The sequence below is a fragment of the Flavobacterium ustbae genome (assembly GCF_003946915.1).
In the GTDB taxonomy this organism is placed as follows: domain Bacteria; phylum Bacteroidota; class Bacteroidia; order Flavobacteriales; family Flavobacteriaceae; genus Flavobacterium; species Flavobacterium ustbae.
Genome location: NZ_RPOC01000021.1, coordinates 13,878 through 27,543, shown reverse-complemented (window position 1 = coordinate 27,543; position 13,666 = coordinate 13,878). Strand labels below are relative to the sequence as shown.

The window sequence follows — 13,666 nt, the reverse complement described above, 5'->3', positions numbered from 1 at the left end:
TTTGCTAAGATAATTATTTTAAATTCCAATTTTAAAAATTCTAAATTCCAATTGTTTGAATTCAAAATTTAGTGATGTAGTTTTGGAATTTGGAATTTTAATTTTTTAGGTTGTGATTTTTTGGAATTTGAACTTTTTAAGTTTTAAGTTTTAAGATTTTTGGAATTTGGAATTTGATTTTTGGAATTTATATTTAAGTTTTGAATTTTAAATATCATCGTCATCCTCTAAAATTTCGTCTCCGTAATCGTCAATGTCTCTTCTGTCTTTTTTTGTTGGGCGTCCTGTGCCGCTTCTTCTATAGTGTTCTTTAGAAAGTTTTAGCATTTCTAAATGTGCGAAAGCTTCGGGCGGAGTTTCGTTTTTTTGGTAAATATCTACCAGTTTTGCGCCGACACGATTTTGCGGAATATCTAAAACCGTTATAATTTGTGTAATTTGATCTTTTCTAAAAGTAATCTTGTCTGTAGGGAATACCTCTTTTGAAGGTTTTGCAACTTGCCCATTTACAGTGATCTGGTTCTTTTTACAAGCTTCTGTAACCATGTTTCTAGTCTTGTAATATCGAACGCACCATAAGTATTTATCTATTCTCATAATTTTTCTAAAATAGAAGTTAAATTCTTTACAAAAATAAATCAATATTGTATCTTGCGCACCTAAAAAAATGATAATAATGAATAAATTTAAATATTATATTGTTTTACTACTTGCTGGTATTGCCATTGTTTCTTGTAATAAAAAGGATGATGATGATGATGTAGTTGTAACTCCTGCAAGGGATTATGCAGAGCAGTATAAGGCAGATAACGATTCTATTGTAAAATATTTAAAAACCAATTATATTACAGTAACTGAAAATTATGATGTAACTATCTCAAAAATTCCAGATGGAGGATCTCAAGCTTCTATTTGGGATCAGACAACTTATCCTATACAGTACAGGGATGTTTACAGCCGTGATATAACATATAGAGTATATTTTCTGTCTTTAAGAAAAGGAGTTGGCCAGTCGCCTTGTAATTTTGATACTGTAAATGTATCCTACACTGGAACCCTTTTAAATGGAAGCCAGTTTGATAGTTCATATGGACTTGCCCGTGAGTTTAATTTGGATATTTATGCAAGTACAATTATCGATGGATGGGGAGAAATAATGCCTCAATTTAAAACAGGAACCCGCAATGCAACTGGAGCTGATGGAACTATTAGTTATAGTGATTATGGTGCAGGTGTAATGTTTCTTCCTTCTGGTCTTGGATATTATGCAAATAGTCAAGCCAATATTCCGGCATATTCGCCATTGGTTTTTAGTTTTAAACTATTTGATTTAAAAAGAAACGATAGCGAATATAATGTTACGTCTGCAGGACTTGTTCCTGTTGGAGATGGTGTACCTTCTTATTTAGAAGATCTAAATGGCGATGGATATCTGTACGATCAAAGAGATACGGGTAGATATCCGAATCTTCCGAAAGAATTAATAGATGATTCAGATGGAGATGGAATTCCTGATTTCTTGGATTTTGATGATGATGGTGATGGGTATACTACCAGATTTGAACTTACTAAGCCGACTGATCAAGTTGGATGGGGTAAATTAGACGGAAAAGATTTTTATTATGGAACTAGACTTTATTATCCATGGGATCCAATGTCTGATGATCCAGCTACTCCGAATGAAGATGAAACTGAGCCAAGAGGTATTCCTAGAAGACCAACTGGAGATCTTACTTATCCTGATAATGACCCAAAAAATCCAAATCCGGAATCGATAACAAACCCTAGAAAATTTGTTCCTGAGGATTATACAACGCCAGGTAGATTAAGAATTCATCTTGATAAAACTTATCCTTATCAAAAGAAGTAAAATTTGAAAATTAGATAGTAAGCCTCGAGATTATGTTTCGAGGCTTTTTTTATATTCTCTTGTATTTTAAATGGCTCTAATCATTTTAAATTAAATAAATGATGTCAGAAAAAGCCCGTAAAAAAAAGCCTCGGAATATAAATTCCGAGGCTTTTCTATAGAGTAAGAAAACTAAAATTATTTTCTTTTGATAACTCTTTCTACAGCTTCAACAATTGCTTGATTGTTTAATTTGTATTTTTCCATTAATTGCTCTGGAGTTCCAGATTCTCCAAAACTATCTTTTACAGCCACAAATTCTTGCGGAGTTGGATTGTTTAGAGCTAATACTCCAGAAACACTTTCTCCAAGACCTCCAAGGTAATTGTGCTCTTCTGCAGTAACTACACATCTTGTTTTAGCAACAGATTTTAGAATAGCTTCTTCATCAAGAGGTTTAATAGTGTGGATGTTGATTACTTCAGCAGAAATTCCTTTTGCTTCAAGAGCTTCAGCAGCAATAAGAGCTTCCCAAACTAAGTGTCCAGTAGCGATGATCGTAACATCTGTACCTTCGTTTAATAAGATTGCTTTTCCAATTACGAATGGTTCGTCAGCAGGAGTGAAGTTTGCTACAACTGGACGTCCGAAACGTAAATATGCTGGACCATGGTGATCTGCTAATGCTATTGTAGCAGCTTTAGTCTGATTGTAATCGCAAGTGTTGATTACAGTCATTCCTGGCAGCATTTTCATTAATCCGATATCTTCTAAGATTTGGTGAGTTGCTCCGTCTTCTCCTAAAGTTAAACCAGCGTGAGAAGCACAGATTTTTACATTTTTATCTGAATAAGCAACAGATTGACGAATTTGGTCATAAACTCTTCCTGTAGAGAAGTTGGCAAAAGTTCCAGTAAAAGGAATTTTTCCGCCAATTGTTAAACCTGCAGCGATTCCGATCATGTTTGCTTCAGCGATTCCGATCTGGAAAAAACGCTCTGGATGGTTTTTCTTGAATTCATCAAATTTTAATGATCCAATTAAGTCAGCACATAATGCTACAACATTTTCGTTTTTTTGACCTAATTCAGTCATTCCCGCTCCAAAACCAGAACGAGTATCTTTGCTTCCTGTATTTGTATATTTTTTCATTGTTTATCTTTTGAGGTTCTAAGTTTTTCAGTTGCTATCCCGAAACTTCGGGACTAAGTTTTTTCTGAACGCTTAAAAACTGAATACTGAACACTTTTTTAATAGTCTACTTGGTCTTTAGAGTAATTTTGAGCTAATGCAGCTGCCAATTGGTCATCGTTTGGAGCTTTACCGTGCCAAGCGTGTGTGTGCATCATGAAGTCTACACCGTTACCCATTTCTGTGTGCAATAAGATACAAACTGGTTTTCCTTTTCCAGTTCTTGATTTAGCATCAGTTAAACCAGCGATGATAGCGTCGATATTGTTTCCTTCAGTGATTTCTAAAACATCCCAGTCAAAAGCTTCAAATTTTGCGCGAAGGCTTCCCATTGCCAAAACTTCGTCAGTTGTTCCGTCAATTTGTTTTCCGTTAACGTCAACTGTAGCAATAAGGTTGTCTACTTTTTTAGCAGAAGCATACATGATCGCTTCCCAGTTTTGACCTTCCTGCAATTCTCCGTCTCCGTGTAAAGTAAAAACTAAATGATTGTCTCCGTTTAATTTTTTAGCTTGAGCTGCTCCCAAAGCTACAGATAAACCTTGTCCTAAAGAACCAGACGCTATACGAACTCCAGGTAAACCTTCGTGAGTTGTTGGGTGTCCTTGTAAACGAGAATCTAATAATCTAAAAGTAGCCAATTCTGAAATTGGAAAATAACCGCTGCGTGCTAGAACGCTATAGAATACAGGAGAAATGTGACCATTTGAAAGGAAGAAAATATCCTCTCCAATTCCGTCCATATCAAAACCTTCTTTGCGGTCCATAATATTTTGATATAGTGTAACCAAAAATTCAGTACAACCTAATGAACCACCTGGGTGTCCAGAGTTTACAGCATGTACCATTCTAAGAATATCTCTTCTTACTTGGATCGTTAAATCGCTTAATTGTTGTGTGTTAGGCTTCATTTTATATGTAAAAGTTAAACTGAAGCAAAAGTAAACGTTATTTTGTGGGCAGACAAATGATTTTTTGCTTTAGTTTTACAGCAATTGTTAAAATTTGCTCTTTTTTTTACATTATCTGAAAAAATATAACGACTGTTTTTCTTTTTGATTTTTTATAAGTGTATTTTTTACAATTTTTATTTAATTCATAAAAAAATCTTGCATTGCAAGATTTTTAGTTTTGTAAGAAAGAAGGAAAAACTGTTTACTCAGTATCGCTTTCACTATAAAAATTATTTTCTTCATCTTCTGAGCCTATTTCTTCCTGTTCGTCGTCTAGTTCAGCACCTGGAATGTCCAAATCATTTCCAATTTTGTCGCTGTTTTGTTTCCATTCATGATTGTTCTGGTTGATGATGCGTTCACCCGAGATTTCTTCAGGATTAATATCTTCAAGCTTATTGTCTTGATTGTAAATATCTTCATTTGCCGGATAATCCATATTTTTAAGATTTTTCTCGATTTGATCATCTTTGATCTGGTCTAATTTTTCTTCTGCATTTATCATGATTTCTCTATTTTATAATGAATATTTAAAATTCATTAGTTGTTGTTAATTTTGTTGATTATAAAGTTACAAATGACACGCATTTTTTGCTTTATATCTTTATAAGAGAAATGTTCCAGTATTTACATTTTTTGAACGAACGCTCAAAAAAAACAAATGCAAGTTTAAATTTAAGTCTATGAATCATTATCTAAATTGTCAATTGCCTAATTATCTAATTTTTCTACAATCCAGGTTTCAAATTTAAAGTTTGTTAATCATTATCTAATTTTCTATTTCACAAATTATCTAATTCTTTAAATTAGATTATCTTTGCCGTCCCGAACAATTGGGAGAAAAACGAATTTATGAAGTTTGATTTATTACAAAAAGATCCGCAGTCTAAAGCTAGAGCGGGTAGTATTACTACAGATCACGGCGTAATTGAAACGCCTATTTTTATGCCTGTTGGAACTGTTGCTTCTGTAAAAGGAGTGCATCAGCGTGAGCTAAAAGAAGAAATCAATCCAGATATTATTCTCGGAAACACTTACCATTTATATTTACGTCCGCAGACCGAAATTCTTGAAAAAGCAGGAGGACTGCATAAATTCATGAATTGGGATCGTAATATTTTGACCGATTCTGGTGGTTATCAGGTATATTCTCTTTCATCAAATAGAAAGATTAAGGAAGAAGGTGTAAAGTTTAAATCGCATATTGACGGTTCTTACCACTTTTTTACTCCAGAAAATGTAATGGAAATTCAGCGTACTATTGGTGCCGATATTATCATGGCATTTGATGAGTGTACGCCTTATCCTTGCGACTACCGTTATGCGCAGCGCTCTATGCACATGACGCACCGCTGGTTAGATCGTTGTATTAATCATTTGGAAAAAGTACCTTATAAATATGGTTATGAGCAAACATTTTTTCCAATTGTTCAAGGAAGTACTTATAAAGATTTGCGTCGCCAGTCGGCTGAATATATTGCCAATGCGGGTCAGCAGGGAAATGCAATTGGCGGACTTTCTGTTGGGGAGCCAGCTGAAGAAATGTACGCAATGACTGAAGTAGTTTGCGAAATTCTTCCAGAAGATAAACCTCGTTACTTAATGGGGGTTGGAACTCCGATAAATATTCTAGAAAATATTGCATTAGGAATTGACATGTTCGATTGCGTTATGCCAACTCGTAATGCAAGAAACGGAATGTTGTTTACGGCAAACGGAACCATTAATATTAAGAATAAAAAGTGGGAAGCCGATTTTTCTCCAATTGATGAAATGGGACACACTTTTGTAGATACAGAATATTCTAAAGCTTATTTGCGCCATTTGTTTGCTGCTAATGAATATTTAGGAAAACAAATTGCTACGATTCATAATCTTGGTTTTTATATGTGGTTGGTTCGTGAAGCTAGAAAACATATCTTAGCCGGAGATTTTAGGCCATGGAAAGAAATGATGGTTAAAAATATGAGCCAACGATTATAAGTTTAAAAGTTTCAGGTTTCAAGTTTCACGTTCTGAAGAGAACTTGAAACTTGAAACCTGAAACAAAATAAACAAACAAAAACATATGCTGTCAATAATAGATAAATACATTTTAAAAAGATATCTCGGAACTTTTTCTGTGATGCTTCTTTTATTTGCGCCAATCGGAATCGTAATTGACGTTTCTGAGAAAGTGAATAAAATGCTCGAAAATAAGATTCCATTTGGTGATATTGCTTTCTATTATTACAATTTCACGATTTACTTTATAAACTCATTATTTCCTATATTTCTGTTTTTGTCGGTTATTTGGTTTACTTCAAAACTGGCCAACAATACAGAGATTATTGCGATATTAAGTTCGGGAATTTCCTATACGCGATTTTTACGACCTTATATAATAGGTGCAACAATCGTTTCTATTTTTGTTTTGCTAATGGGATTTTTTATTGTTCCCGCGGCAAGTGAAGGGTATAATAATTTTAGGTATACGTATTTGAAAGGAAACGGTAAACAGCTCATGCGGGGCGAAAATACCAACGTTTTCAGACAGATAAATGATAATGATTTTATCTTCGTAAACAGCTTTAATGAAGAATCAAAAACAGCTTTCAACTTTTCTTTAGAACATTTTGAAAAAGAAAAATTAACGTATAAAATTACTGCAAGCCGTATTAAATGGGATCCTAAGAAGAAGATTTACATTTTATACGATTACACAAAAAGAACGGTTGGAGATTTAAATGATGTTATCGAAAAAGCACCTGAAAAACATGTGCCTTTTAAATTTGAATTGGCCGATTTAACGCCAGTTGTTTATATTGCAGAAACACTCACTTTGGGTAAATTAATTGATTTTATCGAAAAAGAAAGAAAAAGAGGTTCTGGAAATATAAATACCTATTTGGTTGTTCTTTACAAAAAATATAGCATACCAGTTTCTGCTTTTATCTTAACAATTATTGCGGTTTCGGTTTCTTCTATGAAACGCCGAGGCGGAATGGGGATGAATCTTGCTATTGGAATTGCAATTGCATTCTCTTTTGTGTTCTTTGATAAAATCTTTGGAACGCTTGCCGAAAAATCTACTTTCTCACCTTTATTGGCTGTCTGGTTCCCGAATATTGTCTTCGGAATTTTAGCAGTTTATTTATTACGTAATGCGAAACGATAATTTAAAAAGTTATTTAAATCTTCACTTAATTGTTTTTATTTGGGGTTTTACAGCCATTTTGGGCGCTCTAATTACAATAGATGCAGATAATTTGGTTTGGTACAGAATGCTGATTGCCATGATTTTTCTTGGCGGATTTATTGCTTTTAAAAAACAGTCTTTTCAAGTTCCGGTTAAAGAACTTTTTAAGTTGATTTTTGTCGGTTTACTGATTGCTCTTCATTGGATTTTCTTCTTTAAAGCGATTCATGTTTCCAATGTTTCCATTACACTTTCCATATTTTCTTTAGGAGCATTTTTTGCCTCTTTATTAGAACCCTTATTTTATGGAAGAAAGGTGCTTTGGTACGAAGTTTTTTTCGGATTGGTAATTATTGCAGGTTTAGGTTTGATTCTTCAGGTAGAAATAAAATATCTTACAGGAGTTTATTATGCTTTGGCAGCAATTATTTTAGGCGTTTTATTTACGTTAATGAACGGAAAATTAATCTCAGATCACGAACCTTCTGTTATTACTTTTTATGAGTTTGGAGCGGGCGTTTTCTTTATCACGATTTATTTTTTATTTCAAGGAAAATTTACAGCCGATTTCTTCGAATTGTCTTTAAATAACTGGGTTTTATTATTGCTTTTGGCTTCGATCTGTACAGCTTATGCTTTTACGGCTTCAGTAAAAGTAATGCAGCGACTAACGCCTTACACCGTAATGTTAACCACTAATTTGGAGCCAGTTTACGGAATAGTATTGGCTTATTTTATCTTAGGAGGAAAAGAAAAAATGAGTGTTGAGTTTTACATCGGAGCTGTTATAATTATTATAACCGTGATCCTAAATGGTGTTTTCAAACATTATCAGAAAAAGAAAGAAAACTTGTAATAGTTTCCTTATTTTTAAATTGCATTTTTATACTTTAAATAACAATTAACTTCGCCAATGATATAATATTTTTATATTTGCGGTTCGATTTACAAACAAAATTCAAAAATCCATGGAATATTTAGATTTTGAGCTTCCAATTAAAGAACTTGAAGACCAGTTAGAAAAGTGCGTTATTATTGGGAAAGAATCTGACGTTGATGTTACTCCGACTTGTCAGGAAATCAACAAGAAATTAGAGCAAACTAAGAAAGATATATATAAAAACCTTACGGCTTGGCAGAGGGTACAATTGTCAAGACACCCAAATAGACCTTATACTTTAGACTATATCAAAGCAATCTGCGGCGATACTTTTTTAGAACTTCATGGAGATAGAAGTTTTAAAGATGATAAAGCGATGGTTGGCGGTCTTGGTAAAATAAACGGACAGTCGTTTATGATTGTTGGTCAGCAAAAAGGTTATAATACTAAAACACGCCAATACCGTAATTTTGGTATGGCTAATCCTGAAGGATACCGTAAAGCTTTGCGTTTGATGAAAATGGCAGAGAAATTTGGAATTCCAGTTCTTACTTTAGTAGACACTCCAGGTGCATACCCAGGGCTTGAAGCTGAAGAAAGAGGACAAGGAGAAGCAATTGCCAGAAATATTTTTGAAATGGTTCGTCTGCAAGTGCCAATCATTACGATTATCGTAGGTGAAGGTGCTTCTGGTGGAGCTTTAGGAATTGGTGTTGGAGATCGTGTTTACATGTTAGAAAACACTTGGTACTCTGTAATTTCTCCAGAATCTTGCTCTTCTATTTTATGGAAAAGCTGGGAGTATAAAGAGCGTGCAGCAGAAGCTTTAAAATTAACTTCTTCTGACATGAAGAAGCAAAAATTAGTTGATGATGTAATCCCAGAACCACTAGGCGGAGCGCACTATGACAGAGAAACTACTTTTAAAACAGTAGCAGAATACATCACGAAAGGATATAATGAATTAAAAGACTTATCAACAGCCGACTTAATTGCCCAAAGAATGGACAAATACAGTAATATGGGCGAGTTTAAAGAGTAAATTCATATCAAATCATTAAAAATCCGAAGCCCTGCGGTTTCGGATTTTTTTTTGGTTATCAACAAAAAAACTTATTTATAAACAAAAAACTAGTTATAACTCGATAGCAGATTTTTTTTAAATTTTGCTACTTTCGCTATATGGAAAATTTCAAAAATGTAAACCCTGTTAAGGTCGACAAAACCACAATTATTAACTTAGAAAAAGGAAAATTGCCACCGCAAGCTCTTGATCTAGAGGAAGCTGTATTGGGAGCAATGATGATTGATAAAAAAGGGGTAGACGATGTAATTGACATTTTACAGCCCGACGCTTTTTACAAAGATGCACACAAACATATTTTTGAAGCAATTTTACAGCTTTTTACCGAAACGCAGCCAATCGATATCTTAACGGTTTCGACTCAGTTAAAGAAAAATGGAAAGTTGGATTTGGCGGGTGGAGATTTTTATTTGATTCAGCTTACTCAAAAAATTGCTTCTTCAGCGCATATCGAATTTCACTCTCGTATAATTCTACAAAAATTTATTCAAAGAAGTTTGATTAGAATTTCTTCAGAAATTATTGAAGAATCGTATGATGAAAGTACCGACGTTTTTGATTTATTGGATAAAGCAGAATCAAAATTATACGAAGTAACGCAAGGAAATATCAAGCGTAGTTCTGAAACTGCACAGAGTTTGGTTTTACAAGCTAAAAAGAAAATTGAAGAAATTTCTAAAAAAGAAGGATTAAGTGGTGTAGAAACTGGTTTTCATAATCTGGATAAGCTAACATCTGGATGGCAGCCTTCTGATTTAATTATCATTGCGGCAAGACCTGCGATGGGAAAAACGGCATTTGTCCTCTCTATGGCCAGAAATATTGCTATTCAATATGGTCACGGAGTAGCTTTATTCTCTCTAGAGATGGCATCGGTTCAGTTAATTACAAGGCTTATTTCTTCTGAAACAGGATTGTCTTCAGAAAAATTACGTACCGGAAAATTAGAAGCTCATGAGTGGACAATGTTGAGTACTAAAGTGAAAGATTTAGAAAAGGCACCTTTGTTTATTGATGATACACCGTCACTTTCGATTTTCGATTTAAGAGCAAAATGTCGTCGTTTGGCATCGCAACATGGTATTAAAATTATTATTATAGATTATTTGCAGTTGATGACTGCAGGAGGAAATAATAAAGGTGGAGGAAATCGTGAGCAGGAAATTTCGACAATTTCCCGAAACTTAAAAGCATTGGCAAAAGAGCTTAACGTTCCAGTTATTGCACTTTCTCAGTTGTCGCGTGCGGTAGAGACTCGTGGTTCTAGTAAAAGGCCTTTACTTTCGGATCTTCGTGAATCTGGTGCAATTGAGCAGGATGCCGATATCGTTTCATTTTTATATCGACCAGAATATTACAAAATTGAAGAATGGGATGATGAAGAGGCTTCGCCAACTGCGGGTCAGGCCGAAATTATGATCGCAAAACACCGTAACGGTGGTATTGAGAACATTCGTTTGAAATTCTTAGGACATTTAGGTAAATTTGATAATCTTGACGAATTTACCGGTAGCTATGATGATTTACCGTCAAAAATGAATCATGATGATAATCCGTTTATTACTAATAATCTGCCTTCAGCTAATGAAGCCTTCGGAAGTAATTTAAATGACGACGATGACAGCGATGTTCCATTCTAAAAAAAATAAAAAGCCTTATTATTAAGGCTTTTTTTATGTTTTTAAGTTATTTTTCTAATAAAAATCAGTAGTTTAGCTAAACCATATAAACTATTAATTTTTTTAAATATTAACCAATAACAAATTTAAATTATGAATGAAGAAACTTTTCCAGGACCTATTCAGATTCCTTTAGAAACCGCAGAGAAGTGGGAAAAGAGATATCAGGGTGATACCACAATCGAAGATGCAAACAGAAAAGTAAAAGCTTTCTTGATACCAAGAGAAAGTCTCGAAAAAGTGCTAGCGCTAGAAACAGAAGCAGTTTGGGCTTATATCGGTATAAACGATAATAAAGAGAGAACGCTAATTTTTAACGGAGCCAAATATGATGCAGAAAAGAAAAAGTACATCAATGTTTACGGTAAAGCAGATAAAAATGATGACTGCGAAGCTGCTGATGACATTGTGTACGATGGTACCAGACCAAGTCCTCCTTTTTGATTTTTAATAAACTATTTCAAGAATGGCTGATTTTTTAATATATTCAGGTTATTTGATTTTATTAATTAATCTAATATTATACTCCATTAGCTTTTTCCGTAAGGAAAAAGTTAATGGTTTTTTTGTTGCCTATTTAGTTTTTGCATTTATAATGCAGATGTCAATGGAGTTACTATATCATTTGCATTTTAATAATTTATTTTTAGTTAATATTTTTATTATAGGCCAAATGGTTTTATTGGGTTTTTTTTATAATTCATTAATAAAAATAAAAAGCCAAAAATTATTTGTAAAAAGCATTTTATCAGTGGGAATAGTAATTTTTTGCGTTCAATTTTTTTTAGAGCCAAAAGAATTTTTAAAATTTAACTTATTTACTATTACTTTAACGTCCTTGAGTTGTGTCATTTTCGGCTTACTACATTTCTACAATATGCTTACTGAAAAGAAAGTTTATTATTATATAACAATAGCTGTCATTTTTTTTATGTTAGGATCTACTGTTTTGTATTTAATTGGAAATCTAACATTAACATTAAGTTTAGATGTTAAATATTTTTCATGGAAATTAAATGCTTTTTTATTTTTAGTTTATCAATTAGTTATATTGCATGAATGGAAAGTAAGTTTTTTTAAAAAGTCTTTTGAAAACTAATTTTTATTTTAAAAAAAACGCTCTTTATTATTTTTTTAACACGTTTTTATTAACCCTTAATATTTAAATAATGAACCAAAAAAAAGTATTGATTACCCTTGCGGCTGCAATTTTTGCCTTTTCCTGCCAAAGAGACAATTCTCAGGAAGATGCTTCTGCAGCTGTAAAAACCGAACAGGAAAATTGGCTTGATGCCGATCTGAATGCAAAATTTGCAAATTCGCAGCAACAGGTTTCTGCCTATTTATTTTCTTCGGCAGAACTTAAAACCCTTGTTGCAGATCAGAATGTTACATTTGTACGTTTTGTTTTAGGTTATGATGAAAACACTATTCAGCTTACTATTTCCGGAGTTGATAAAGATCGAAATGAATTTGGATTTGTTGACTCTAAGATTCTGAAAGATTCTAATTTAGACGCTCAGCTGAGTGTTTTAGACAATTCTTCAGTGAGCACCCAAAAGAGTTCTGCTGTATTGAATGCTCACCTTATGGATCCTTCTGTGGCTTATGACGGAATTACATCATGGAAAAATAAACTAAAAACAGTTTCAGATCTTGATAAAGTGACTTCTTATGAGGATGACAGATTTCATTATTACACTTTAGAAGTCGAAGTTGTAAAAGAATTGCTGGAAAAAGCTTCTAATAAAAACATTGGTGTTTTCCTAGGGCTTAACCCAGAAGGGAAAGTAACTACTTACTTGATAGGAATGGACAAAAACAATCGTATTGTAAGCTCATCATTAACATCAAAAACCGCAGATGCAGGGGATGTTTATGACGGGGCAAGACCAAGTCCTCCTTATTAATAGAAGATAGTTTTAAAATTGTAAAATCTCTATCATAACCTGATAGAGATTTTTATATACATATTTGAAAATGATTTTCAAGTCTAATTTTGATAATTTGTAATATGATAAGCGCTTCGGTTTTTTTAAATATAAATAATGTTCCAGAAAAAGAGCTCGTAGCTATAATATTATATATCTCGTTGTTTTTTATAATTGTTGCAGTAGCATTAATCATATTCTTTTACTTTTCTAGAAAAAAAATCATTCAGAAAGAGCTAGAGAAAATAGAATTAATACTTCGTTATCAAAAAGAGCAATTACACGCCATTATTGTAACACAGGAAGAAGAGCGCAAAAGAATAGCGCAAGATCTTCATGACGATATTAGTTCAAAATTAAATATTGTTTCTTTAAATACTCATTTACTTTCGGCACCCAATCTTACTGAAAGCGAAACTGCCGAGATTACAGATAATATAATCAATTTAACCAACAAGGCATTAGATAATTCCAGAAAAATTGCCCACAATCTGCTACCGCCAGTTTTTGAAAAATTTGGTTTGCATGCAGGTATTGAAGAACTTTGTGAAGAATTTGAATCTAGCAAATCGGTTAAAACACATTATAAAAATGAGATTGATTTTCATGACAAAGACATAGACCGTCATTTGCATGTTTTTAGAATTCTTCAGGAACTCATGAATAATTCGCTTCGTCATGGAAAAGCCACACAAATTTGGATTTCTTTTTTTTATAATGAAGGAATAAATACTTGCAATTACGAAGATAACGGAATTGGTTTTGACGGATCGAATGCCGAAAACCAAAAAGGTTTAGGAATGAAAAATATTGATAGCCGAATATCATTTTTAGAAGGAACAATAGAAATTAAGTCAGAAATTAATAATGGAATTGCTGTAAATTTTACTTTCTAGGTTAAATTTGTCTAATTTGGAGGGT

The 13,666-nt window shown here is 33.2% G+C and carries 14 protein-coding genes; 10 read left to right on the top strand and 4 right to left on the bottom strand.

Annotated features, from left to right (window positions below; all coding sequences use genetic code 11):
- Positions 1 to 207 precede the first annotated feature (207 nt).
- Positions 208 to 597, bottom strand: a complete 390-nt coding sequence (locus tag EG814_RS18795; protein ID WP_125723420.1) for an RNA-binding S4 domain-containing protein — start codon at positions 595 to 597, stop codon at positions 208 to 210.
- 79 nt (positions 598 to 676) lie between these two features.
- Between EG814_RS18795 and EG814_RS18790 the strand changes: the two genes are divergently transcribed.
- On the top strand, positions 677 to 1,870 hold the full coding sequence (locus EG814_RS18790; RefSeq protein ID WP_125723419.1) for an FKBP-type peptidyl-prolyl cis-trans isomerase: 1,194 nt from the start codon (positions 677 to 679) through the stop codon (positions 1,868 to 1,870).
- Between the two features lie 177 nt (positions 1,871 to 2,047).
- On the opposite strand, the gene EG814_RS18785 is transcribed toward EG814_RS18790, so the two are convergent.
- From EG814_RS18785 to EG814_RS18775, 3 genes are all read right to left on the bottom strand, one after another.
- Positions 2,048 to 3,001 carry a transketolase family protein gene (locus EG814_RS18785; protein WP_125723418.1) on the bottom strand — a complete coding sequence of 318 codons (954 nt, stop codon included), beginning with the start codon at positions 2,999 to 3,001 and terminating at the stop codon, positions 2,048 to 2,050.
- Between the two features lie 98 nt (positions 3,002 to 3,099).
- Complete coding sequence (locus EG814_RS18780; RefSeq protein ID WP_125723417.1) at positions 3,100 to 3,951, bottom strand: transketolase; 852 nt, start codon at positions 3,949 to 3,951, stop codon at positions 3,100 to 3,102.
- Between the two features lie 244 nt (positions 3,952 to 4,195).
- Positions 4,196 to 4,498: a hypothetical protein gene (locus EG814_RS18775; RefSeq protein ID WP_125723416.1), complete on the bottom strand. Its 303-nt coding sequence runs from the start codon at positions 4,496 to 4,498 to the stop codon at positions 4,196 to 4,198.
- 347 nt (positions 4,499 to 4,845) lie between these two features.
- Here EG814_RS18775 and tgt point away from each other — a divergent pair, with 347 nt between their 5' ends.
- The 9 genes from tgt to EG814_RS18730 all read left to right on the top strand — a co-directional run bounded on the left by tgt (position 4,846) and on the right by EG814_RS18730 (position 13,641).
- On the top strand, positions 4,846 to 5,976 hold the full coding sequence (gene tgt, locus EG814_RS18770; RefSeq protein ID WP_026727521.1) for a tRNA guanosine(34) transglycosylase Tgt: 1,131 nt from the start codon (positions 4,846 to 4,848) through the stop codon (positions 5,974 to 5,976).
- A gap of 85 nt (positions 5,977 to 6,061) precedes the next feature.
- The gene (locus EG814_RS18765) at positions 6,062 to 7,150 is read left to right on the top strand and encodes an LptF/LptG family permease (RefSeq protein ID WP_125723415.1); all 1,089 of its coding nucleotides are present in this window, start codon (positions 6,062 to 6,064) and stop codon (positions 7,148 to 7,150) included.
- Entirely contained in the window at positions 7,137 to 8,027 is an 891-nt protein-coding gene (locus EG814_RS18760) for a DMT family transporter (RefSeq protein WP_125723414.1), read from the top strand. Before EG814_RS18765 ends, EG814_RS18760 begins: the two co-directional genes overlap by 14 nt.
- Positions 8,028 to 8,139: 112 nt before the next feature.
- A complete protein-coding gene (locus EG814_RS18755) occupies positions 8,140 to 9,093 on the top strand; it encodes an acetyl-CoA carboxylase carboxyltransferase subunit alpha (RefSeq protein WP_125723413.1) in 954 nt (317 codons plus the stop codon).
- A 140-nt stretch (positions 9,094 to 9,233) separates the two neighbouring features.
- Positions 9,234 to 10,775: a replicative DNA helicase gene (dnaB, locus tag EG814_RS18750; RefSeq protein ID WP_125723412.1), complete on the top strand. Its 1,542-nt coding sequence runs from the start codon at positions 9,234 to 9,236 to the stop codon at positions 10,773 to 10,775.
- A gap of 132 nt (positions 10,776 to 10,907) precedes the next feature.
- Entirely contained in the window at positions 10,908 to 11,258 is a 351-nt protein-coding gene (locus tag EG814_RS18745; protein WP_125723411.1) for a hypothetical protein, read from the top strand.
- Positions 11,259 to 11,280: 22 nt separating this feature from the next.
- Complete coding sequence (locus tag EG814_RS18740) at positions 11,281 to 11,913, top strand: hypothetical protein (RefSeq protein WP_125723410.1); 633 nt, start codon at positions 11,281 to 11,283, stop codon at positions 11,911 to 11,913.
- 70 nt (positions 11,914 to 11,983) lie between these two features.
- Entirely contained in the window at positions 11,984 to 12,724 is a 741-nt protein-coding gene (locus EG814_RS18735; RefSeq protein WP_125723409.1) for a hypothetical protein, read from the top strand.
- Positions 12,725 to 12,828: 104 nt separating this feature from the next.
- On the top strand, positions 12,829 to 13,641 hold the full coding sequence (locus tag EG814_RS18730) for a sensor histidine kinase (RefSeq protein ID WP_125723408.1): 813 nt from the start codon (positions 12,829 to 12,831) through the stop codon (positions 13,639 to 13,641).
- The last annotated feature ends 25 nt before the right edge of the window (positions 13,642 to 13,666 follow it).

Excerpts from the sequence above, each read along its gene's own strand:
- dnaB (WP_125723412.1), top strand. The coding sequence starts at position 9,234 with ATGGAAAATTTCAAAAATGTAAACCCTGTTAAGGTCGACAAAACCACA.
- tgt (WP_026727521.1), top strand. The coding sequence starts at position 4,846 with ATGAAGTTTGATTTATTACAAAAAGATCCGCAGTCTAAAGCTAGAGCG.
- EG814_RS18780 (WP_125723417.1), bottom strand. The coding sequence starts at position 3,951 with ATGAAGCCTAACACACAACAATTAAGCGATTTAACGATCCAAGTAAGA.
- EG814_RS18760 (WP_125723414.1), top strand. The coding sequence starts at position 7,137 with ATGCGAAACGATAATTTAAAAAGTTATTTAAATCTTCACTTAATTGTT.
- EG814_RS18745 (WP_125723411.1), top strand. The coding sequence starts at position 10,908 with ATGAATGAAGAAACTTTTCCAGGACCTATTCAGATTCCTTTAGAAACC.
- EG814_RS18785 (WP_125723418.1), bottom strand. The coding sequence starts at position 3,001 with ATGAAAAAATATACAAATACAGGAAGCAAAGATACTCGTTCTGGTTTT.
- EG814_RS18755 (WP_125723413.1), top strand. The coding sequence starts at position 8,140 with ATGGAATATTTAGATTTTGAGCTTCCAATTAAAGAACTTGAAGACCAG.
- EG814_RS18730 (WP_125723408.1), top strand. The coding sequence starts at position 12,829 with ATGATAAGCGCTTCGGTTTTTTTAAATATAAATAATGTTCCAGAAAAA.
- EG814_RS18795 (WP_125723420.1), bottom strand. The coding sequence starts at position 597 with ATGAGAATAGATAAATACTTATGGTGCGTTCGATATTACAAGACTAGA.
- EG814_RS18790 (WP_125723419.1), top strand. The coding sequence starts at position 677 with ATGAATAAATTTAAATATTATATTGTTTTACTACTTGCTGGTATTGCC.
- EG814_RS18765 (WP_125723415.1), top strand. The coding sequence starts at position 6,062 with ATGCTGTCAATAATAGATAAATACATTTTAAAAAGATATCTCGGAACT.
- EG814_RS18775 (WP_125723416.1), bottom strand. The coding sequence starts at position 4,498 with ATGATAAATGCAGAAGAAAAATTAGACCAGATCAAAGATGATCAAATC.
- EG814_RS18740 (WP_125723410.1), top strand. The coding sequence starts at position 11,281 with ATGGCTGATTTTTTAATATATTCAGGTTATTTGATTTTATTAATTAAT.
- EG814_RS18735 (WP_125723409.1), top strand. The coding sequence starts at position 11,984 with ATGAACCAAAAAAAAGTATTGATTACCCTTGCGGCTGCAATTTTTGCC.